Source organism: Mycobacterium sp. NGS22 (genome assembly GCF_059813095.1).
Genome location: NZ_JCALDY010000001.1, coordinates 319278 through 341048, shown reverse-complemented (window position 1 = coordinate 341048; position 21771 = coordinate 319278). Strand labels below are relative to the sequence as shown.

The 21771-nt window shown below is 66.8% G+C and carries 20 protein-coding genes; 4 read left to right on the top strand and 16 right to left on the bottom strand.

The window, feature by feature from the left end; genetic code table 11:
* Positions 1–36: 36 nt before the first annotated feature.
* Complete coding sequence (locus AC5Y47_RS01505) at positions 37–2067, bottom strand: FAD-dependent oxidoreductase (protein WP_499941296.1); 2031 nt, start codon at positions 2065–2067, stop codon at positions 37–39.
* 404 nt (positions 2068–2471) lie between these two features.
* On the opposite strand from AC5Y47_RS01505, the gene fdxA reads away from it, so the two are divergent.
* The 3 genes from fdxA (at position 2472) to AC5Y47_RS01490 (ending at position 5322) form a co-directional block, all read left to right on the top strand.
* The gene (fdxA, locus tag AC5Y47_RS01500; protein WP_499941294.1) at positions 2472–2795 is read left to right on the top strand and encodes a ferredoxin; all 324 of its coding nucleotides are present in this window, start codon (positions 2472–2474) and stop codon (positions 2793–2795) included.
* A 26-nt stretch (positions 2796–2821) separates the two neighbouring features.
* Positions 2822–3919, top strand: coding sequence for a succinyldiaminopimelate transaminase (gene dapC, locus AC5Y47_RS01495; protein WP_499941293.1), 1098 nt, complete (start codon positions 2822–2824; stop codon positions 3917–3919).
* A 149-nt stretch (positions 3920–4068) separates the two neighbouring features.
* A complete protein-coding gene (locus tag AC5Y47_RS01490; protein ID WP_499941291.1) occupies positions 4069–5322 on the top strand; it encodes an alpha/beta hydrolase fold domain-containing protein in 1254 nt (417 codons plus the stop codon).
* A gap of 44 nt (positions 5323–5366) precedes the next feature.
* Here the strand turns inward: AC5Y47_RS01490 and AC5Y47_RS01485 are convergent, their stop codons facing one another.
* The 6 genes from AC5Y47_RS01485 to AC5Y47_RS01460 all read right to left on the bottom strand — a co-directional run bounded on the left by AC5Y47_RS01485 (position 5367) and on the right by AC5Y47_RS01460 (position 11666).
* Entirely contained in the window at positions 5367–5828 is a 462-nt protein-coding gene (locus tag AC5Y47_RS01485) for a DUF2834 domain-containing protein (protein WP_499941289.1), read from the bottom strand.
* 48 nt (positions 5829–5876) lie between these two features.
* Positions 5877–6164, bottom strand: a complete 288-nt coding sequence (locus AC5Y47_RS01480; protein WP_499941287.1) for a CDGP domain-containing protein — start codon at positions 6162–6164, stop codon at positions 5877–5879.
* Positions 6165–6381: 217 nt separating this feature from the next.
* Complete coding sequence (cysC, locus tag AC5Y47_RS01475) at positions 6382–8292, bottom strand: adenylyl-sulfate kinase (protein WP_499941285.1); 1911 nt, start codon at positions 8290–8292, stop codon at positions 6382–6384.
* On the bottom strand, positions 8292–9209 hold the full coding sequence (cysD, locus tag AC5Y47_RS01470; protein WP_499941283.1) for a sulfate adenylyltransferase subunit CysD: 918 nt from the start codon (positions 9207–9209) through the stop codon (positions 8292–8294). The genes cysC and cysD overlap by 1 nt, the downstream gene beginning before the upstream one ends.
* A complete protein-coding gene (gene stf0, locus AC5Y47_RS01465; RefSeq protein WP_499941281.1) occupies positions 9206–10009 on the bottom strand; it encodes a trehalose 2-sulfotransferase in 804 nt (267 codons plus the stop codon). Before stf0 ends, cysD begins: the two co-directional genes overlap by 4 nt.
* A gap of 100 nt (positions 10010–10109) precedes the next feature.
* Entirely contained in the window at positions 10110–11666 is a 1557-nt protein-coding gene (locus AC5Y47_RS01460; protein ID WP_499941279.1) for a PucR family transcriptional regulator, read from the bottom strand.
* A gap of 84 nt (positions 11667–11750) precedes the next feature.
* Here AC5Y47_RS01460 and pruA point away from each other — a divergent pair, with 84 nt between their 5' ends.
* Complete coding sequence (gene pruA, locus AC5Y47_RS01455) at positions 11751–13403, top strand: L-glutamate gamma-semialdehyde dehydrogenase (RefSeq protein WP_499941420.1); 1653 nt, start codon at positions 11751–11753, stop codon at positions 13401–13403.
* Between the two features lie 122 nt (positions 13404–13525).
* Here the strand turns inward: pruA and AC5Y47_RS01450 are convergent, their stop codons facing one another.
* From AC5Y47_RS01450 to AC5Y47_RS01410, 9 genes are all read right to left on the bottom strand, one after another.
* On the bottom strand, positions 13526–14785 hold the full coding sequence (locus AC5Y47_RS01450) for an IS30 family transposase (RefSeq protein WP_499941277.1): 1260 nt from the start codon (positions 14783–14785) through the stop codon (positions 13526–13528).
* Between the two features lie 163 nt (positions 14786–14948).
* On the bottom strand, positions 14949–15563 hold the full coding sequence (locus AC5Y47_RS01445; protein WP_499941275.1) for a TetR/AcrR family transcriptional regulator: 615 nt from the start codon (positions 15561–15563) through the stop codon (positions 14949–14951).
* 5 nt (positions 15564–15568) lie between these two features.
* On the bottom strand, positions 15569–16735 hold the full coding sequence (locus AC5Y47_RS01440; protein WP_499941273.1) for a lipid-transfer protein: 1167 nt from the start codon (positions 16733–16735) through the stop codon (positions 15569–15571).
* Positions 16732–17187: a MaoC family dehydratase gene (locus tag AC5Y47_RS01435; RefSeq protein WP_499941271.1), complete on the bottom strand. Its 456-nt coding sequence runs from the start codon at positions 17185–17187 to the stop codon at positions 16732–16734. The genes AC5Y47_RS01440 and AC5Y47_RS01435 overlap by 4 nt, the downstream gene beginning before the upstream one ends.
* Positions 17188–18294 carry an acyl-CoA dehydrogenase family protein gene (locus AC5Y47_RS01430; RefSeq protein WP_499941269.1) on the bottom strand — a complete coding sequence of 369 codons (1107 nt, stop codon included), beginning with the start codon at positions 18292–18294 and terminating at the stop codon, positions 17188–17190.
* 3 nt (positions 18295–18297) lie between these two features.
* Positions 18298–18717: a Zn-ribbon domain-containing OB-fold protein gene (locus AC5Y47_RS01425; RefSeq protein ID WP_499941268.1), complete on the bottom strand. Its 420-nt coding sequence runs from the start codon at positions 18715–18717 to the stop codon at positions 18298–18300.
* Positions 18717–19259, bottom strand: a complete 543-nt coding sequence (locus tag AC5Y47_RS01420) for an FAS1-like dehydratase domain-containing protein (protein ID WP_499941266.1) — start codon at positions 19257–19259, stop codon at positions 18717–18719. Before AC5Y47_RS01420 ends, AC5Y47_RS01425 begins: the two co-directional genes overlap by 1 nt.
* A complete protein-coding gene (locus AC5Y47_RS01415; RefSeq protein ID WP_499941264.1) occupies positions 19260–20456 on the bottom strand; it encodes an acyl-CoA dehydrogenase family protein in 1197 nt (398 codons plus the stop codon).
* Positions 20457–20458: 2 nt separating this feature from the next.
* The gene (locus AC5Y47_RS01410; RefSeq protein WP_499941263.1) at positions 20459–21661 is read right to left on the bottom strand and encodes a cytochrome P450; all 1203 of its coding nucleotides are present in this window, start codon (positions 21659–21661) and stop codon (positions 20459–20461) included.
* Between the last annotated feature and the right edge of the window lie 110 nt (positions 21662–21771).

Here is a 21771-nt window from a genome sequence, read left to right as displayed (position 1 = left end):
CGGACCGCCGCCCAACGGGCTACCTTCAAAGGTTTTTCACAGCCTGGCCGCGAGCTCGGTGCCCTGTCTGATCGCGCGTTTGGCGTCCAATTCGGCGGCAACGGCCGCCCCGCCGATGACGTAGGGATCGACCCCCGTCCGGCGTAGCTCGTCCTGGAGATCGCGCACCGAATCCTGACCGGCGCACACCACGACGCTGTCCACCGCGAGTATCTGGCGACGCCGCCGGTCCGGGCCGAAGCTGATGTGCAGGCCGGCGTCGCTGACCCGCTCGTAGTTCACCCCGGACAGCTGGTGCACGCCTTTGGCCTGCAACGAAGCTCGATGGACCCAGCCGCTGGTCTTACCCAGTCTCCGTCCCTGCGGGCCCTTGCTGCGCTGCAGCAGGTAGACCACTCGGGCCGCCGGGGTAGGCAAAGCGGGGACCAGGGCTCCCCGCAGGTCCGCGGGACCCTCGTGCGAGTCGACGATTCCCCATTCGGCCTTCCACTCCTTGACGTTCAACGTCGGCGACTGCTCGGTCACCAGGAGTTCGGCGACGTCGAAGCCGACGCCGCCGGCGCCGATGACGGCCACCGTCTTGCCGACCGGCTTGGCGCCGGTGATGGCCTCGGCGTAGGTCAGCACCTTGGGATGGTCGATACCGGGGACGTCCGGGACGCGTGGCGATACGCCGGTGGCCAGTACGACGACGTCGTAGTCGGCCAGGTCGTGGGCGCCCACCCGGGCGCCCAGCCGAACGTCGACGCCGAACTTCGCCAGCATGGTCGAGAAGTACCGGATGGTCTCGCCGAACTCCTCCTTGCCGGGAATGCGGCGAGCCAGGTCGAACTGGCCGCCGATGAAGTCGTTCGCGTCGAACAACGTGACCCGGTGTCCGCGCTGTGCGGCGCTGACCGCCGCGGCCAATCCGGCGGGGCCGGCGCCGACGACGGCCACGTCCCGGGTGTGCCGGGCCGGCGCCAGCACCAGCTTCGTCTCGTGTCCGGCGCGCGGGTTGAGCAGGCACGACACCGTCTTACGGGCGAATGCGTGGTCCAGACACGCTTGATTGCAGGCGATGCACGTGTTGATCTCGTCGGCGTGGCCGGCTGCGGCTTTGTGCACCCACTCCGGGTCCGCCAGCAGGGGTCGGGCCATCGAGACCAGTTGCACTCCGGTGTCGGTAAGGATCTGTTCGGCGGCTTGCGGCATGTTGATCCGGTTGGACGCGATCACGGGGATGCCGACGTGTCCGGCCAACGCGCTGCTGATGGCGACGAACGCGCTGTTGGGGACCGAGGTCACGATCGTGGGTACTCGCGCCTCGTGCCAGCCGAACCCGGAGTTGATGACGGTGGCGCCGGCGGCTTCGACTTCGGTTGCCAGCGCGAGGATTTCGTCCCAACTCTGGCCTTCCTCGACGTAGTCGGCGAGCGACATGCGGTAGGAGATGACGAAATCGGGTCCGACGGCGGCCCGGGTGCGGCGCACGATCTCGACCGGAAATCGGCGGCGGTTGATCGCGGAGCCGCCCCAGGAATCGGTGCGCTTGTTGGTGCGTGGCGCCAGGAACTGGTTGACCAGATAGCCTTCGCTGCCCATGATTTCGACGCCGTCGTAGCCACCGTCACGCGCCAACCGAGCGCACCGCACGAAATCGGCGATGGTCGATTCGACACCACGACCGCTCAGTCTGCGCGGCCGAAATGGGTTGATGGGCGCCTTGATCGACGATGCACTGACCGAAAGCGGGTGGTAGGCATAGCGTCCGGCATGCAGGATCTGCAGCAGGATCCTGCCGCCCTCGTCGTGCACCGCGCGGGTGACGCGACGATGCCGTCGTGCCTGCCGCGAGGTCGTCAGATCCGAGGCGAACGGCAGCAGCCAACCGGTGCGGTTGGGCGCGTACCCACCGGTGACGATGAGCCCGACGCCGCCGCGGGCGCGTTCGGCGAAGTAGCCGGCCAGTCGATCGATGTTGCCGGCGCGGTCTTCCAGCCCGGTGTGCATCGACCCCATGACCACCCGGTTGCGTAACGTGGTGCAGCCGAGATCCAACGGAGACAACAGGTTCGGGTAGTTCACCGGTTCTCCTCGGCGCCGCGCATCTGGGCGGCGATCTCACGAGGACCGTTGTGGCTCAACGCATCACCTCGGCCGGGCGGTCGGGTCGAGCGGCTCGGCGATCCAGCGTGCGAGTTCCGCCCAGCCGTCGTTCTCCATCGTCCGCAGCGTCCGGCATGGGTGGCGCTGCGGGAGACGAGACCAGCGTGGGGAAGCGCCATCCGCGCAGCATAGGGGTGGTTGCACCCGGTTATGCCGCGAGGTGCACCATGACTGGACATATTTACGGGCGTGCCATTTGGTCGGCCTGTATGTGCAACGTCTAGTATCAGTAACCAAAGCAGTACCGGTTCGCGGCTTGGACGCCCCCAGGCCGTGCAGCCGACAGCCCACTTGTTCATGGAGGACACGTTGAGGAGACGTCCGTGACGTACGTGATTGCCCAGCCCTGCACCGACATCAAGGACAAGGCGTGCATCGAGGAATGCCCCGTCGACTGCATCTACGAGGGCGCTCGGATGCTGTACATCCACCCCGACGAGTGCGTGGACTGCGGCGCCTGCGAGCCGGTCTGCCCGGTCGAGGCCATCTACTACGAAGATGACGTGCCCGAGCAGTGGAGCCAGTACACGCAGATCAATGCGGACTTCTTCGCCGAGCTGGGCTCCCCGGGCGGGGCGGCCAAGGTCGGGCTGACCGAAAACGACCCGCAAGCGGTCAAGGACCTGCCGCCCCAGGGCGAGGACTGAATCCGCTGCTGCGCCGCCGGCAACCGGTGTCGGCGTCCTTGCCAGAGTTTCCGTGGGACACCCTGGCCGAGGCGAAGGCGACCGCGGCGGCCCATCCCGACGGCATCGTCGACCTGTCGGTCGGCACCCCCGTCGATCCGGTCGCGCCGCTGATCCAGGAGGCGTTGACGGCCGCCGGAGCGGCACCCGGCTACCCCGCCACCGCGGGCACCCGCAGGTTGCGGGACTCCGCGGTGTCCGCACTGGCCCGTCGCTACGGCGTCACCGGCTTGGCGGAATCCGCGGTGCTGCCGGTGATCGGCACCAAAGAACTCATCGCCTGGTTGCCGACACTACTGGGGCTCGGTGCCGGCGACGTGGTCGTGGTGCCGGAACTCGCCTACCCCACCTACGACGTGGGTGCGCGGCTGGCCGGGGCCCAGGTGATGCGCGCGGACTCACTGACTCAGCTGGGACCGCAGACCCCGGCGCTGATCTACCTGAACTCGCCGAGCAACCCCACCGGCCGGGTACTCGGGGTCGAACACCTGCGCAAGGTGGTCGGGTGGGCGCGTGAGCGCGGGGTGCTGGTGGCGTCCGACGAGTGCTACCTCGGGCTGGCGTGGGACCTGGAGAACGGGTCGGCACCCCTGTCGGTGCTCCACCAGTCGGTCTGCGAGGGCGACCACACCGGGTTGCTGGCCGTGCACTCGTTGTCGAAGAGTTCGTCGCTGGCCGGCTACCGGGCGGGCTTCGTCGCCGGGGACGCGGGTGTGGTCGCCGAGTTGCTGGCGGTGCGCAAGCACGCCGGGATGATCGTGCCGACCGCGGTGCAGGCCGCGATGGTCGCCGCGCTGGACGACGACGACCACGAGAAGGTGCAGCGGGAGCGCTACGCGCAGCGCCGCGCGGTCTTGCTGGCGGCGCTGCGCTCGGCGGGCTTCACCGTCGATCACTCCGAGGCCGGCCTCTACCTGTGGGCGAGCCGCGGTCAGGGCTGCCACGAGACCGTTTCCTGGCTGGCGCAACGCGGCATCCTGGTGGCTCCCGGTGATTTCTACGGTCCCGCGGGCGCGCAGCACGTGCGCGTCGCCCTGACCGCCACCGACGAGCGGATTGCCGCCGCGGCCCACCGCCTGGGTTAGCTTGCTATGGCGAGCAGACGCAAAATCCCCCAAATCACGGGGTGATAGGGGGATTTTGCGTCTGCTCGGCGGGAAGGGAGGGGGCGCTTGGCCGAGGTTCGGCGGGAGCGACCGGATAGATTGGTCAACCAGCGACGGGAGGGAAGACGATGAAGCGGATAGCGGCGATCCTGGTGGCGCTGGCCGGGGTGGTGTTCGCGGCCAACGGTTATCGCCCGTTCAGCAAGCGCGGTTATGGCGCGGGCTACGCGTTCGGCTACGGACTGTTCGCTTCGGAACTGCCGTTGTATGGGCTGGCCGCGCACGTCGCCGCCCTGGCCGCGGTAACTCCTCGGCGGTCGCCGCGGATAAGTCTGCTGAGTTGGGGGTTGGCCTGCGCATCCTGGCTGGCCCTGCTGGGGCTGCGTCGCGCCGGGCACACCGCCCAGGAGACGCTGACGGCGGCGCTGGACGAAGGGCTGGGTCCCGACCGCCGCACCGACGGGGCCGACCTGTGGAAGCGTCCGGCGCCCGATGGTGCGACGGCGAAGAAGCCGGGCCCGGCACGCATGCTGCGCATCTGGCGCGACTACGCCCACGACAGCGACATCAGCTACGGGGAGTTCGGTTCGCGCAACCATCTCGACATCTGGCGCCGCCCCGATCTCGACCGCGACGGGCGGGCGCCGGTGCTGTTGCAGGTGCACGGCGGTGCCTGGATGGTGGGAAACAAACGCGGACAAGCACATCCGTTGATGAGCCACCTGGCCGAGCTGGGCTGGGTCTGTGTGTCGGTGAACTACCGGCTCAGCCCGCGCTCGACCTGGCCGGACCAGATCGTCGACGTCAAACGGGCCATCGCGTGGACCAAAGAGCACATCGCCGAATACGGCGGCGACCCGAACTGGATCGCGATCACCGGCGGCTCGGCCGGCGGGCACCTGTCTTCGCTCGCCGCGCTCACCCCGAACTATCCGCTGTTCCAGCCTGACTTCGAAGACGCCGACACCCGGGTGCAGGCTGCCGTGCCGTTCTACGGGTTCTACGACTTCACCCGCGACGACGCGGTGCATCCGATGATGCACGCAATGATGGCCAAGCGCGTGTTCAAGCTCGGGCGGGCCGACATCGTCGAGCCGTTCCGGCTGGCTTCGCCCATCACCCACGTGTCCGAAGACGCGCCACCGTTCTTCGTGCTGCACGGCGTCAACGACTCGTTGATTCCGGTGGAGCAGGCCCGCAGTTTCACCGCGCGGCTCCGCGAGGTCAGCCGCCAGCCGGTCGTCTACGCCGAATTGCCCTGCGCGCAGCATGCTTTCGACATCTTCGGGTCGACCCGCGCGGCGCACACCGCGGTGGCGGTCGAGCAGTTCCTGGCCGAGGTATATGCCCCGTCTCGGGTGGAGAACCTACGCGCGGGATAGTCGACCCGGACCGCACACGCCCATGTCTTGAGCGCCAGGACCCGTCACGCTATGGCCACCCAGATGGTCTGCGCCGCCGCCAGAACGGCGAAAGCCGTGAGCAGGATGGTGTCCGTCGTGTGCAGCCGTGGGGAATCTGTTGTGCCCAACCGAAATTCGCGGGCGATGAGGAACAACGGAAACGAAACGCTGATCGCGACGGCGAATCCGGCGACGACGTAAAGCCACACGAATCTGATGTCGAGCTTTCTGGCCTCGATCACCATCAGGATGATGACCGCCAGGGCGAGCAGCAACAGGTCGGCCGTCAACGATCGGGACGCCGCTGTGACTTTGGCGTCCAGAGTGAAGTCGTGCAGAAAGCGCGCGGGCCGGTCGAAATACGCGAGATTCTGACTCCAGGTCGCGACGAGTGCGGCTACCGCGATGGCACCGTAGACGACGCAGAGGACCTTGCGTGACGTGGGCATGGGTAGCGCTTGATCGGCTCGGCCGGGAATTGTCATGCGCTCACGCTGGCATAAGAGCCCTCGACGCGCCAGCGTCCCCCGCCGTCAGTCGATGTGCGCGGGCGGGTCGGCGAGCGCCGGATCCCCGGGAGTCCGATCCGGACCCAGCACGTCGCAGTTCTTGACGGGCGTCAGGTAGGAACTGGCGCCGTGCGGAACCAGCTGGGCAACCCCCACGCATCGTTGCCAGGTGCCGTCCGGCTGAACGGGTCCATCGCACTTGCTGATGACGCCTCCGCCGTACACACAGCCGGCGGCGGCCGGCGCCGCCACGGCTACCGGCACCGCGGCCAGCAACAGGGCGGTCAGTCCTGCGACGATGCAGCGTTTCATGGTCGTCTCCCGTCAGCTCGCAGGCGGCGCGCAAGGATCGAGCTTCCGGGTGTCTACCCAACTGTTGGTCCGTTTATGCCGATCAGCTCAGCCGGCCACGCCCCAGTGCAACACACGGGAGGTGAACAGGACGAGCCCCAGCGACACCGAGGCGACGACCGACCAGTGCGATGACCGCGACAACCAGTGGGCGCCAACCGGTTCGGGTGATCTGCCGTTACTTACGCGGACTGCGCTCGTCGAGCAGGCTGATCACCTTGGCGGCGAGATCGTCGATGTCCGCGTCGGTGGTGTCGAGCACCAGGTCGGCTTCCTCCGGCGGCTCGTACGGCGCGTCCACACCGGTCAACCCCTTCAGCTCGCCCTTGCGTGCCCGCGCGTACAGACCCTTGGGGTCGCGGCGCTCGCATTCCTCCAGCGAGGTGGAGATGTGCACCTCGATGAACGGGAGTTTGGCGGCGTCGTTGAGCGCGCGCGCGGTCTCGCGGTCAGACTTCAACGGCGATACCAGCGAGGCCAACGCGACCACGCCCGCGTCGGCCAACAGGCGCGTCAAATGCCCTACCCGCCTGATGTTTTCGGTGCGGTCACCGGGGGAGAAACCCAGGTCGTCGGACAGCCCGTGTCGCAGGTTGTCCCCGTCGAGCAGGTAGGCGACGCGACCGGATTCGACGAGTGCGCGTTCCACGGCCACCGCGACGGTGGACTTGCCCGAGGCCGGCAGGCCGGTGAACCAGATCGTCGCACCCGGTTGGCCCGTCGCCTTCCAGCGGTGCTTGCGGTCCAACGCCGAAGGGTGCCAACGGATGTCGGTGCGCTGACTGGCACCAGGCTTGACTTCCCGCGCCTCGATGATGGTGCCGGCGCCGACGGTGTCGTTGGTGGTCTCGTCGATCAGGATGAACGCGCCGCTGTCCCGGTTGCCGGTATAGGGATCGGCGATGACGACCGAGCTGGTGCGCAACGTCACGGTGCCGATGTCGTTGAGCGTCAACTCGACCGGCTGGTCGATCTCGTCCAGGGTCTCCGGGTCCAGCCGCGAGTGCAGCTCCTGCACGGTGGTCCGCACGGTCTTGGTCGTCTGTTTCAACGCCAGCCGATCGCCGGCGCGCAGCGGATTGTCGATGAACCAGCACACATTGGCGTCCAATTCCCGGGCCAGCACCGGCGGAACCGCATCCTCGGCCCCGCTGACCAGGACGTCGCCGCGACCGACGTCGATGTCGTCCTCCAACTCGATGGACACCGAAAGCGGTGCGACAGCGGTGTTTCGGTCGTCATCGAGGGTGTCCAGAGCGGTCACCGTCGACTTGGTGCCGGCGGGCAGCGAGATCACCGGATCTCCGACGCTCAGCGTGCCCGCCGCCAGCCGGCCGGTGTAACGGCGGCGCTGCTGGTCGGTCGGGCGCGAGACCCACTGCACCGGCAGCCGCAGCCGGGACGCCTCAGCCTGCGGAGCGGCCAGTTCCACGCCTTCCAGATAGTCCAGCAGCGTGGGGCCGTCGTACCACGGCGTCCGGTCGGAGCGGTGCACCACGTTGTCGCCGTGCTTGGCCGCGAGCGGGATCACCTTGATGTCGACTTCGCCCAGCCGCGCCGCCACCTGGCCCAGTTGTTCTTCGACGTCGGAGAACTTGCCCTGGTCGAAGTCGATCAAATCGATCTTGTTGACGGCGGCCACAAAGTGCTTGATGCCCAACAGCTTTGCGATCCGGGCATGCCTGCGCGTCTGCCGCAGCACTCCTTCGCGCGCGTCGACCAGCAGCACCGCCACGTGCGCATTGGAGGCGCCGGTGAACATGTTGCGGGTGTAACGCTCGTGACCCGGTGTATCGGCCAGGATGTAGCTGCGCGTCTCGGTGGAAAAGAACCGGTACGCGACGTCGATGGTGATGCCCTGTTCGCGTTCGGCGCGCAGGCCGTCGGACAGCGCCGCCAGATCGGCCACGCCCTCCTCGTCGGTGACGGCTTCCAGATGGTCCAACGGCAGGCTGTCCGTGTCGTGCAGCAGCCGGCCGATCAGGGTGCTCTTGCCGTCGTCCACCGATCCTGCGGTGGTGATCCGCAGCAGCTGACGCGTTATTCCCTTGGGGTGTACGACTTTCTCGGCCTTGTCGGCGACAGTCATCAGAAATACCCTTCTCGCTTGCGGTCTTCCATCGCAGCGGCTGACGTGCGGTCGTCGGCGCGGGTCTCACCGCGCTCGGACACCGTCGCGGCCGAGATCTCACGGATGACGCCGGTGATGTCGGTGGCCTGCGAACGCACCGCGCCGGTGATGGTCAGGTCCCCGACGGTGCGGTAGCGCACCCATTCCTTGGCGGCTTTCTCCCCGTCCTGCGGGCTGGCGTATTCCGACACCGCCAGCAGGATGCCGTCCCGTTCGAACACCTCACGCTCGTGCGCGTAGTAGATCGACGGAATCTCCAGCTCTTCCAATTCGATGTAGCGCCAGACGTCGAGCTCGGTCCAGTTGCTCAACGGGAACACCCGGACCTGCTCGCCCTTCTTGATCCGGCCGTTGTAGAGCGACCACGGTTCCGGGCGCTGGGCACGCGGGTCCCACTGACCGAACTCGTCACGGAAACTGAGGATCCGTTCCTTGGCCCGCGCGCGTTCCTCGTCGCGTCGCGCGCCGCCGAAGGCCGCGTCGAAGCCGCCCTCCTCGAGGGCGTCGAGCAGGGTGCGGGTCTGGGCGCGGTTGCGCGAAGCCGACGGGCCCGGGTCGGGCACCCGGCCCTTGTCGATCGACTCCTGGACCGACGCGACGATCAGCTTGTGCCCCTCGCCGGTGACCCGCTCGTCGCGGAACTCGATCACCTCGGGGAAGTTGTGTCCGGTGTCGACGTGCATCACCGGGAACGGCAGCGGCAACGGGCGAAATGCCTTCTCCGCCAACCGAAGCAACACGATCGAGTCCTTGCCGGCGGAGAACAGCAGCACCGGCCGCTCCAGTTCGGCGACGACTTCGCGGATGATGTGCACCGCTTCGGCTTCCAGCAGCCTCAGCTCGTCGACGTGCAACGTGTCTGTCGGAGCGCTCATGTGGGGAGCCCCTCTCTTTCGGCATCGGTCCGATAGCGGTCCACCCACTCGTCGGAACGCTGGTCGGCCTGACGCTGGAGCACCGGTTCGGGCGCCAGTCGCGGGTCCAGACCCAGCTCTTCGAGGATGTGGCCGACGACCTGAGTCAGGTTGCGCCACAACACCGGATAGGAAATCTCGATCGGTTTGACGTTTTCTTCGGCAAACCAGTTCTGCCAGCCTTCCTCCTGCGCCCGCAGCATCTTGACCACGTGCGCGATCGCGCCGGCATGGTAGGTGGCGCGCGCATCGCGGACCGGGTCGGGCCGTCCGCGCCACACCCGGGTCTGCACCGCGCGCCAGAACGACACCGCCTGCGAGATGACGTCGGGCCGGTGGATGTGGATGAGCAACGGGTCCTCGCCGACGACGTCACGGATCGCGGACAACAAACCGTCGCCCGACCGGTCGGGCAGGCCGGCCGCCCGGTCCAGCAACAGCGGCGTCTGATTCCACATCAGCTTGCCGCCCCACACCCCGTTCGGCGTGCGGCCGACGGTGCGGATGTAGTCGCGCCAGATCTCCGCCGGTGCGAGGTCGGGCTTTCCCTCGTCGAGCGGGTCCAGCAGGCTCAGGATCGACTCGTCGTCCACGTCGGCGAACCACTGCCGCGGCTGTGGGGACTGACTGGTGGAGGGCAGGTACTGGAAGAACTCCTGCGGCTCGCCGGCCACGCCGGTCGCGCGCAGCGATTCGACCAGCAGCGTGCTCCCGCTGCGCTGGGATGCCAGCACCAGATATGACGACGGATGATCGGCCACGAACCGAAGCCTAACCGCAGGCAAAACCGCTGCAACTCTTGCAGTTACGCTCAGCCTGAGAATAACTATTGCCCGAACAGCGCCGCTGTCTGGGAAAACCTCAGGCCGACGGCTCGGTTGCCCGTAAACCCAGCGAAAACAACAGGCGCGCCTCGGGATCACTCAGCGAGGTCGACAGCACCTTCTCGATTCGGCGCACCCGGTATCGAACCGTGTTCGGGTGCACCTGCAGGCGCAGCGCCGCGGCGGCGACGTCGCCGAAACAGTCCAGGTAGACGCGTAGCGTCTCGGCCAGCATCGGATCCCGGTTGCGCAGGGTGCGGATCCGGGGATCGACGAGTCGTTCGTCGGCGCCGATCAGGGTGACGATCTCGTCGAGCAGCACCGTGGTGCGCGCTTCGGCCAGCGAGGTGACCCGGCCGATGGTGCCGGGGTGGCGCTCGGCGCTGTCGAGTACCCGGTCCACCTCGATGCGGGCTTCCGATACCGCGGCCAGGCCCGGGACCGGCGCGGCGATGGCCGCGCGCAATTCGACGCCGATTTCGGTGCGTAGCGCGGCGATGGTGCCGCGCACCCAGGACGGGATCGACCGGGCTGCGCCGAGCTGCGGTAGCAGGACGTAGACCCGGGACCCGTTGGATGCGAGCTGCGCATCGTGCCGAAAAGCGTTGGCGCTCAGTGCCAAGACGTCGGCGAGGCGCGTCTGGCGGTCGCCGGGCGCGAGGGTGTCCCAGCCGATCAGCACGCCGTCGCCCGCTACCGGCAGGCCGAGTTCGACGGCGATGTCGGTCACCGCGCCGCCGTCGGTCAGGCCGAGTAGCTGCTGCACCCGCAAGGTGTGGGTGGACGGGCGGGCCGCCAAGCGCGACATGATCCGGGCGGCCAGGACCGCGGCCCCGCGCAGCATCTCCTCGGCGTCCTCGGCCAGCGACTGTGACCCCTGCTGCACCCAGATGGTGCCGGTGAACACACCGTTTTCGTGGATGCCGATGGCCAGGCGCGGCCGCAGACCCAAGTTCGGGCGCTCGGCCACCCGCACCACGTCGTTTCCCTTCCGCAGCGCGTCGAAGATGCCCGCTCGACCGATCCACTGCAGATGCTCGGGCGGGCCGGCGCGGCCCAGGATCGACAGCCGGCGCAACTCGTCGGCTTCGTCGTTGGAGGCCGAATAGGCCAGCACGTGCGACTGGGCGTCTTCGATGCTGACCATCCCGTGAATGCGGTCGGCCAGGGACTGCGCCAGCCCGAACAGGTCGGAGCCGGAATCCTGCTGCTGATCGGAAGGGCCGTGCGCCAACACGCGGTTGACCAGCTGGTAGATCCGCTCCCACCGGGCCCGCGGCTCGACGGCCACGACCGCGGCACCGGCCCGCACTGCCGCCGCCACCACCGGCGCCGACGGTTCCTTGACGAAGACCGCCACGGGCGCGTGGGCGGGTGCGGCGATCCAGCGCACCGCGTCGTCGTCGCCGACACCGAGCAGGAAGAAGGCGTCGGCCGAGCCGGCTGCGGCGGCCAGACCCAGTCGCACGTCGTCGGTATCGATCAATGCCGCGCTGGCCACCGGAAGGTCCAGGCCCCGCGGCGCGGCGACCAGGCGCACCATGGTCGCGTCCAGGGCCAGCAGCAAATGGCCGAGTCCGACGCCGGACCGCATGTTGTCCGATGCTACTAGCAACAGCAGCAGTTGTTGGCTGATCAGCCAACCGATCGAGGCGCTGCGGCGCGGATCCTGACCTGCATGGACGCCATCACCCAGGTACCGATGCCGGCCAACGAGCCGGTGCACGACTACGCGCCGAACTCACCCGAGCGCACCCGGCTGCGCACCGAACTGGCTGCGCTGGCCGGTAACCCGGTCGAGCTGCCGCATGTCATCGCGGGCCGGCACCGGATGGGCGAGGGCGAGACGATCGACGTCGTCCAGCCGCACCGGCACGCCGCCAGACTGGGCACGCTGTCCAACGCCACCCACGCCGACGCCGCCGCCGCGGTCGAAGCGGCGATGACCGCGAAGGACTCCTGGGCGGCGATGCCGTTCGACGAACGTGCGGCGATCTTCCTGCGGGCCGCCGACCTGCTGGCCGGGCCGTGGCGGGAAAAGATCGCCGCGGCCACGATGCTCGGCCAGTCCAAGTCGGTGTACCAGGCCGAGATCGATGCACCCTGTGAGCAGGTCGATTTCTGGCGGTTCAACGTCGCGTTCGCGCGACAGATCCTGGCGCAGCAACCGATCAGTGGTCCGGGGGAGTGGAACCGCAGCGACTACCGCCCGCTCGACGGTTTCGTCTATGCGATTACGCCGTTCAACTTCACCTCGATCGCCGCGAACCTGCCGACCGCGCCGGCGCTGATGGGCAACACCGTGGTGTGGAAGCCGTCGATCACGCAGACGCTGTCGGCGTATCTGACCATGCGACTGCTGGAGGCCGCCGGGTTGCCGGCCGGGGTGATCAACCTGGTCACCGGCGACGGTCTGGCGGTGTCCGACGTCGCGCTGGACGACCCGCGGCTGGCCGGCATCCACTTCACCGGGTCGACGGCTACCTTCCAACACCTGTGGCGCCAGGTTGGGGCCAATATCGGCCGCTACCACAGCTATCCGAGGTTGGTGGGGGAGACCGGCGGCAAGGACTTCGTGCTTGCGCATGCCTCCGCGCGGCCAGATGTGTTGCGTACGGCCCTGATTCGCGGTGCGTTCGACTACCAGGGCCAGAAGTGCTCGGCTGCCTCGCGGGCTTTCGTCGCCCACTCGGTGTGGCAGCGGATGGGTGACGAGTTCCTTGGTGCGGTTGCCGAATTGACCTACGGCGACGTCACCGAGCTGTCCAACTTCGGCGGCGCGCTGATCGACCGTCGCGCGTTCGTCAAGAACGTCGACGCCATCGAACGGGCGAAGGGTGCCACCGGTGTCACTGTCGCGGTCGGCGGCGAATACGACGACAGTGAAGGGTATTTCGTGCGGCCCACCGTGCTGCTGTCCGACGACCCGACCGACGAGGCATTCGCGACCGAGTATTTCGGGCCGCTGCTGTCGCTGCACGTCTACCCGGACAGCCAGTACGAGCGGATCCTCGACGTCATCGACACCGGATCCCGGTATGCGTTGACAGGCGCGATTATCGCCGACGACCGTGAAGCGGTGCTGACCGCTTCGCGGCGGCTGCGGTTCGCGGCGGGTAACTTCTACGTCAACGACAAGCCGACCGGGGCGGTGGTCGGACGCCAGCCGTTCGGTGGCTCACGCGGATCCGGGACCAACGACAAGGCCGGGTCGGCGCTGAACCTGATGCGCTGGACGTCGGCGCGCACCATCAAGGAGACGTTCGTCCCGGCCATCGAGCACGCGTATCCGCACATGGGCGCCGATTTGGGTTCTTCCTGCCAGCGTTGACGCATCGATCGTGAGGTTAGGGCGTTGAGAGTGAGCGTGTGGCGTTGAGAGTGAAGGTGCGGCGTTGAGAGTGAAGGTGCGGCGTTGAGAGTGAACTCAGGGCGGCGAAATCGCGGGCGGTTTCACGCGGTCGATGCAACAGTGGGTGGGTTAGACAGTAGTTCGTCGAGAGCTTGGGCGGGTGTTTTCCAGTCCAGTGTTTGGCGTGGTCGGTTGTTGAGTTTGGCGGCGACGTAGTCGAGGTAGTCGGCGGGAAAGACCGATAGGTCGGTGCCTTTGGCAAACCATTGGCGCAGTAGCCCGTTGGTGTTTTCGTTGGTGCCCCGCTGCCATGGTTTGTGCGGATCACAGAAGTAGATGTCGAGGTCGATGGCCTCGGCGATGGCCGCGTGGTTGGCCATTTCTTTGCCTTGGTCCCAGGTCAGGGTGCGGCGCAGCATCGCGGGCAGCTCGGACATCTTGGCGATGATGGCCTCTTGAACGGCCAGGGCTGTGTGGTTGTCGGGCAGGTGCAGTAGCAGCGTGTAGCGGGTGCTGCGTTCGACCAGGGTGCCGATCGCCGAGCCCGATTCGGTACTGCCCAGAATCAAGTCGCCTTCCCAGTGACCGGGCACCGCGCGGTCGGCCACCTCCGGTGGGCGCTCGCTGATGTTGATCATGTCTTTGATGCGCCCGCGGCGCTCGCCGGGACTGTTGCGGGGTTTGCGCATCGCCCGCCCGGTGCGCAGGCAGCGGTGGACATCGCGGCGCAAATTACCCCGCCCTTGGACATAAATCGCCTGGTAAATCGCCTCGTAGGACACGCGCATCTCCGGGTCGTCAGGAAAATCACGGCGCAACATCGTCGCGATCTGGCCGGGACTGTGGAAATCGTCTAACCGAGTCTGCACCTCATCGTGTAACCGCTGGCTTGTGGCTAGCTTGCTCTGCTTGGGCCGCCGGGACCGCGCCTCGGCGCGGGTTTGGGCCACCACCGCCCGATACGGGACCTGTGCGGTCTGTCCGCTCTGGTTGGCGCCGAACGCTTCTTTACGCCGATACCCCGACTTGCGCCCGTCGTAGCGGTTAACGGTGCCGTTGAGATCGATCTCGCGCTTGATCGTCGAGGCCGGCCGGCCCAACCGCTTTCCCATGGATTGCAGGGACTCATTTGTCCTTACACCGATTTCGATCGCGACGCGGTCTTCAAAACTCAACCGCGGCCGAGGTCCGCAGGTCTTGGGTTCACACAGTCGTGGTTTCACCCCTCCAGCATCAGCAAACCAGCGCAAACCCGAGCGCTCCGACACACCGGCCGCAACCCCAGCGTCCGCGGGCGCCAACCCATCGCCGATGTGAACCCAGAATTGACGTACCGTCGACCCCAACGCGGGAACTCCCATAACAACACTCCTGATCAGATGTGTTGCATCGATCCCTTGAACCGAAGGCGATCTGGCCGCCCAGGCTTCACATTGAAAGCCGTGGCTTCACAATCAAAGCCGTGGCTTCACATCCAAAGCCCCGACTTCACAATGAAAACCGTGGCTTCACACCCGAGCGTGTTCAACGAGGCCGAATGCTGCGGGCGGGCCGCGCGCGGTCGTCGGCAAAGCCGCGCACCACGTGCGCGCTGACGAACTCGGCGACAACGTCGGGATCGTCCATATCGCGTATTGGCGAGGCGGTGCTGAACAACGAGAACAGGATCCGCGCGAACCATTCGCCGGCCGACTCCACGTCGAGGTCCTTGCGCACCTCGCCGGTGATCTTCGCCGCAGACAAGTAGGGAGCGAAGAAGTCGACGCATTCACGCAACAGCACCGCGGCGTCCTTGGTGAGGAGCAGGCTGATCGCGTCTTCGTCGAAGTACTCCTCGGAGGCGATCGCCCGGCGCGCCTGGGTGACGAAAACCGCTGCGTTAGCGAGTTTTTCCTCGAGCGAGGAGCCGGGGTTCATCGCTCTGGTCATTTCCCGGTAGAACTGCTCGGAAGCGTGCTCCGCGCAGGCCTCCAGGATGGCCCCTTTGTCGGAGAAGTATTCGTAGATCGTGCTGCGCGATATGCCCGCCTCCCGGGCGATGTCGACGATCGTCGTCTTCAGCAGCCCGTGTTTACGGAAACACGCATACGCGGAATCGAGGATGAGTTCCCGCGTATCGGTCGCTTGGGCCTGGGTCATCGGGCCTACCCGTCCCGGGCGAGAATGAGCCCGCTGGTGGGCACCCCGGTACCCGAGGTGACCAGCACATGCTCGACGTTTTCGACCTGGTTGTAGGAAGTGCCCCGCACCTGCCGAACGCCTTCGGTGATCCCGTTCATGCCGTGAATATAGGCCTCGCCGAGCAGGCCGCCGTTGGTGTTGATCGGGAATTCACCGCCCAGCGACAATCGCTCGACGGTGGCGAAATCCTTGGCCTCGCCGCGTCCGCAGAAGCCGAGTTCCTCGAGTTGGGTGAACACGAACGGCGTGAAATGGTCGTAGATGAAGGCGGTTTGGATGTCTTGCGGTTTCAGGCCCGAATCGCGCCACAGCCGGTCGGCGACGACGCCCATCTCCGGCAACCCGGTGATGTCCTGGCGGTAGTAGCTGGTCATCATCTCGCCGTCGGCGGCGGCGCCCTGGGCAGCCGCCGTGATGATCGCCGGCGGCTGGCGCAGATCGCGGGCCCGTTCGGCGCTGGTCACCACCAGCGCGACACCGCCGTCGCTCTCCTGACAGCAGTCCAGCAGGCGCAGCACCGGTTCGACGATCCAGCGCGAGTTCTGGTGGTCTTCCAACGTGATCGGACGCTCGTAGAACCAGGCGTCGGGGTTGCGGGCGGCGTGCGCGCGGTCGACGACGGCGATCCGGCTGAAATCCTCGTTGGTGACCCCGTAGGTCGACATGTACCGCTGGGCGTGGAGCGCCACCCAGGCGGCCGGTGTGATCAGTCCGAAGGGTGCGTAATGCGCCATGAACAAGGGAGTTTCGGCGCTGGTACGTCCACTGCCGCCGAACCGGAACCCGGATCGCTCGTTGAACGCCCGCCAGCACACCACCACATCGGCGACGCCGGTCGCGACCGCCATCGCGGCATGCACGACGGTGCCGGCCGCCGCGCCGCCGCCGTGATGCACGCGGGAAAAGAAGCTCAGGTCGCCGATGCCGACGTTGCGGGCGATGTCGATCTCGTCGCTGGAGTCCATGGTGAAGGTGACCATGCCGTCGACGTCACTGGGTGCCAGGCCGGCGTCGTCGATCGCGGCACTGACTGCCTCGCAAGCCAATTGGAGTTCACTGCGGCCCGACTCCTTGGAGAACTCGGTCTGGCCGATGCCGGCTATGGCACAACGTCCCGGCAAAGCGCTCATGCGCCCGCCCCGTCGAGCAGGCTGAGCACGGCAGTGCCCGAGACGTGGTCGCCGAGGTTGTTGGAACCCCGGAAGGTCACCTCGACGAAGTTCTCGCCGTCCGTACCAGCGTTCTTGGCGGAGACGGTACCGGCGAAGCTCAGCGTGGAGCCCGGAAAACACGGCACCCCAAGCCGAATCGCGAGATTCTTGACCATCGCCTCGGGTCCGGCCCAGTCGGTGAGGAACCGGACGCAGTACCCGTTGGTGGTCAGGATGTTCATGAACAGGTCCGGGGAGCCCTGCTTCTTGGCGTAGTCGCGGTCGTGGTGCACCGGCATGAAGTCACGCGACGCGATCGCCCCAGCGACGATCTTCGTTGTGTCAATGGGGATTTCGAGGGCGGTGACGTCGTCGCCGACCTCGATGTCGGCCCACTTCAACGTGGTCGTGCGACTGGCGGTGGTCGTCATCTACAGTCCTTCCGAGTATATCGAGCCCAGGCGCGCGAGCTGTTGGGAAGCCGGGCCGAGGGTGAGCTCGTTGTGCTTGGCCCACAGGAAGTAGCGGTGCAAAGGATAGGTGGTGTCGATCCCGATGCCACCGTGGACGTGCTGAGCGGTTGCGGTCACCCGCGCGCCGGCTTCGGCGGCCCAGAACTTCGCAATGCGCGCCGCCCGGTCGGCCGGCTGCTCATTCGCGATCAGCCACGCCGCGTGCCAGGTGGTCCAGCGGATCGCCTCGACGTCGATGAAGGCGTCGGCCATCCGCTGTTGGACCGCCTGGAAACTGCCGATGGGCCGGCCGAATTGTTCACGCCCGGTGGTGTATTCGGCGGCGATGTGCAGCGCGCGATCGGCGACACCGAGCTGGATGGCGCACAGCGCGGCCAGCGCCCGGGTGTACAGCGACTCGACCGAGGCGCCTTCGAGGCGGTCGCCGCCGGAAACCGTTGCGCCATCCAGGAACACGTCGGCGTGGGGTTCGCGGTCGGTGGTCGACACCGGCCGGACCTCGACGCCTGGGTCTTCGGTGGCCAGCAGGAACAGGCCGACGTCCCCGTCGTCGATGGTGGCCGGGATCAGCACTGTGTCGGCGAGTTGGCCTGCCGGAACCAGTTCCTTGGCACCGTCCAGGCGCCAGCTCGCACCGTCGCGGCGCGCAGTCGTGGCCGGGCGAGTCGGGTCGGATCGGCCCGGTTCGGCCAGCCCCGCACTCAGGATGCGGTTGCCGGCAACGACTTCGGGTAGCAGGCGCTGCTGTTGTTCTTCGGTGCCGTGTCGGGCAATCGGATCGGCCCCCAGCACCAGCGTCGCGTAGGCCGGCACCGGCGCCACGCTCCACCCGACCTCGGCCAGCAGCACACCGAGTTCCACGAAGCCACCGCCGTTGCCGCCGTACGCTTCCGGCAGTGCGGTTCCCAACAGGTCGACGGCAGCGAGTTCTTTCCACAGCGCCTCGTCGTAGCGGGCCTCGCCCGCCTCCAGTTCGGTCAACCGCTCCGGTGTGGCCCGGCGCTCGAAGATCTCGCGGGCCAGCTTCGAGATGGTTTCCTGTTCCTCGGTGAAGGTGAAGTCCATGTTCTATCCGCTCGGCCGGAACTGGTGCAGCACAAGGTCTTCCTGAGCCTTCCTGGACACGCCTTCGAAGGCCTCGAAGTAGATTTCGACCGGCATCCCGACCGTCACGTCGGACGGGTCCACATCGGTGAGGTTCGACACCAGCCGCACCCCCTCCTCGAGTTCGACCAGCGCCACGATGTAGGGGTAGTCGAAGAACGGGACGCGCGGCTGATGCGGCAGCACGTAGCTGTAGACGGTGCCCCGTCCGGACGCCTCGACGGTCTCCCAGTCCAGCGAGCGGCACTGCGGGCACATCGGCCGGGGCGGGTGCCGCAGCACGCCGCAGCCTGCGCAACGCTGGATCAGCAGCTTGTGGTCCCGCAGACCGTTCCAGAAGAACTCGGTGTCCGGACTGATCGCCGGCGCCATCCGGGTCGCCATCAGCGCTCCGGCCTGAATCGCAGCACCCGGAATCGCTGCCGCCCCAACACTTCCCCGTCCTGGTTGGTGTAGGTGGTCAGCCAGGTCAGGAAGAATCCGGTGCCCAGCGCGGTCTTCTTCTCGTCCGACACCGACTCGTAGACCGTTGTCGAGCTGATCTGATCGCCCAGTCGCGGATACCGTTCGATCTCGAATTCGGAGTTGGTGGCTACGGTGCTGCTGTACCCGGCCTCGTCGAGAAACGCCGTCGGATTGCTCTTGATCTCGATGGGCGCACCGCCGCGGTCGCCGATCCCTTCCAGCTTCGGCGACGGCATCGTCCAGGTCTGCAGCATCACCGGCGGTGAGACGATACCGCCGAAGCGGGACGTCGCCGCGAAATCGGGATCGATGTACACCGGGTTCAGGTCGTCCATGGCATACGCCCAGTGCCGGATCATCGGCTGGTTGACCGGATCCGGTGCCACCGAAGGCTTTCCGCTGCCCCCGGTCGGTCTGTCGACCAGCCCGCGCAGCTTGGCCAGAAGTTCTGCGTCCGTCATTTAACCTGCCTTTTCTGTTGTGGCGCGAAGGTCACGTGGTGCCCGCGGCATGCCCAACCCGGCCATGGCGATGATGTCACGCTGGATCTCGTTGGCGCCGCCACCGAACGTGTTGATGACGGCCTGCCGGTACGCCGTTTCCAGGGCGCCACGAAGCGGAGCGTCGGCACCACGGCGCACCCCGTTGCCGTCGAGGACCTCGAGCAGCTGGCGGGCGACCTGCTGGGTGAGCTCGGTGCCGAAGACCTTGGCGGCAGAGGCTTCTCCCATGTTGAGTACGCCTTTGGTCATCGCGGCGTTCACCCGCAAATTCACCAATTTGTATGCGGCGACCTGTGCTTCGACCCTGGCCAGCGCGAGCTGCACCCACGGCTGGTCGATCACCCGGGCACCGTCGAGCTCGGTGGATTCGGCCCAGGCCAGCGTCTTTTCGAACAGCGGCTCCAGCGCACCCAGATTGCCCAGGGCGGCGCGCTCGAAATTCAGCTGGGTGGTGATCAGCTGCCAACCCTGGTTCTCCTCGCCCACCAGTGCGCTCACCGGCACCCGCACATTGTCGTAGAACGTGTAGAAGGTCGAGATGCCCGGCATGGTGTGCAGCGGCTGCCAGGAGAACCCCGCTGACGACGTCGGCACGATCAGGATCGAAATGCCTTTGTGTTTCTTGACGTTCGGGTCGGTGCGGGCAGCGAGCCAGATGTAGTCGGCGTAGGCGGCGCCGCTGGTGAACATCTTCTGGCCGTTGATCACGTACTCGTCCCCGTCGCGCACCGCCGTGGTGCGCACCGAGGCCAGGTCGCTACCGGCACCGGGCTCGGAGTAGCCGATGGCGAACTCGACGCTGCCGTCCAGGATGGCCGGCAGAAACTTCTGCTTCTGCTCCTCGCTGCCGCGCTGCATCAGCGTCGGGCCCACGGTATTGAGCGTCACCAACGGGATCGGCGCGCCGGCCCGTCGCGCCTCTTCAGCGAAGATGAACTGCTCGATCGCCGAGAAACCCTGTCCGCCATATTCTTTCGGCCAGCCCACGCCGAGCAGGTCGGCGGCGGCCAGCGCACGGACGCACTCCCGCACGGCGGGGCCGCCCTCGATGTTCTTGCCGATCGCTGCGACGCGTTCGGGGGTCATCACCTGTTGCAACGTGGCGCGCATCTCCGCACGCAGTTGTTGTTGCTGCGGGGTGTATTCCAGTTCCATCGCTAGGCTCCCAACCGGACCGGCATGCGCTTCACCCCGGGAACCATCGTGGCCTTCATCCGGTCGACGTCACCGACAAGTTCGAGTCGCGGGAAGCGACGCAACAACTCGTCGAACAACACGGTCGCCTCCAGTCGCGCCAATTGCGCGCCGATGCAGGAATGTTCGCCGCAGCCGAAGGCGATGTGCGGATTGGGGTGGCGGGTCACCTTGAATTCCTCGGAGTCACTGCCGAATACGTCCTCGTCGCGGTTGGCCGACCCGTAGAGCATCGTCACCACTTGGCCCTCGAGAATCCGCTGGCCGCGGATCTCGGTGTTGGCGGTCGCAACCCGAGACATGCTGACCACCGGGCTGTTCCAGCGCAGCATCTCCTCGACCGCGACGGGGATCAGGGTGGGATCCTGTGTCAGCAGCCGGCATTGGTCGGGATGGTTGATCAGGGCCAGGGTGCCCAGCGCGATCAGGTTTCGCGTGGTCTCGTTGCCCGCCACCAGCAACAGGAACGCGAAGTTCAGCAGGTCTTCGTCGGTGAGCCGGTGTTCGTCGATCTCGGCCTGGGCCAACACCGATAGCAGGTCGTCGCGCGGGTCGGTGCGGCGTGCCGCGATCAGTTTCTGGAAGTACTCGAACAGCTGGCCCATGGCCACGAACGCGTCGAGTTCGATCTCGGGGTCGGCGGTCCCGGTGGCCGCATCCGACCAGGCGCGAAACTGCTCCCAGTCCTCGGCGGGCGCACCGATCAGCTCGGCGATCATCCGGGTGGGCAGCGGCGCGGCGATCTCCTCGGCGAACTCGTGCACCGAACCGGGTTCGACGTGATCGAGGATGCCGCGCACGATTTCACGGATCTTGGGCTCGAGGACTGCGACCCGACGGCGGGTGAACCCGGCGTTGATCAGCTTGCGCATCTGTCGGTGCCGGGGCGGGTCGGTGAAGATCAGATTGCCCTCCTGCACCGGGTTCGGCATCTCCGGGTCGGGAATGCTGATGCCTTTGGTCGAGGTGAACAGGGCCGGGTTGCTCGAGACGAACCGGATGTCCTCGTATTTGAGCAACGCCCAGAACTTGGTCTCGTCGTTCCAGTGCACCGGCGACGTCGCGCGCAACTCCCGGTAGGCCGGGTACGGGTCACCGGCATAGAAGTCAGGGGAGTGCAAGGGGAAGTCGGTACGCACGGCTGGCGTCCCTCCGATCCGACACATTGAGCCAAAGTGTCTTGTGCAATGTGTCTACTCTGCGAGCGGCTGCGCTGTCAATACGCATCCAACACACCGAAAAGTGCGCAAAATCCGCCCATTCCATGATTGACGCC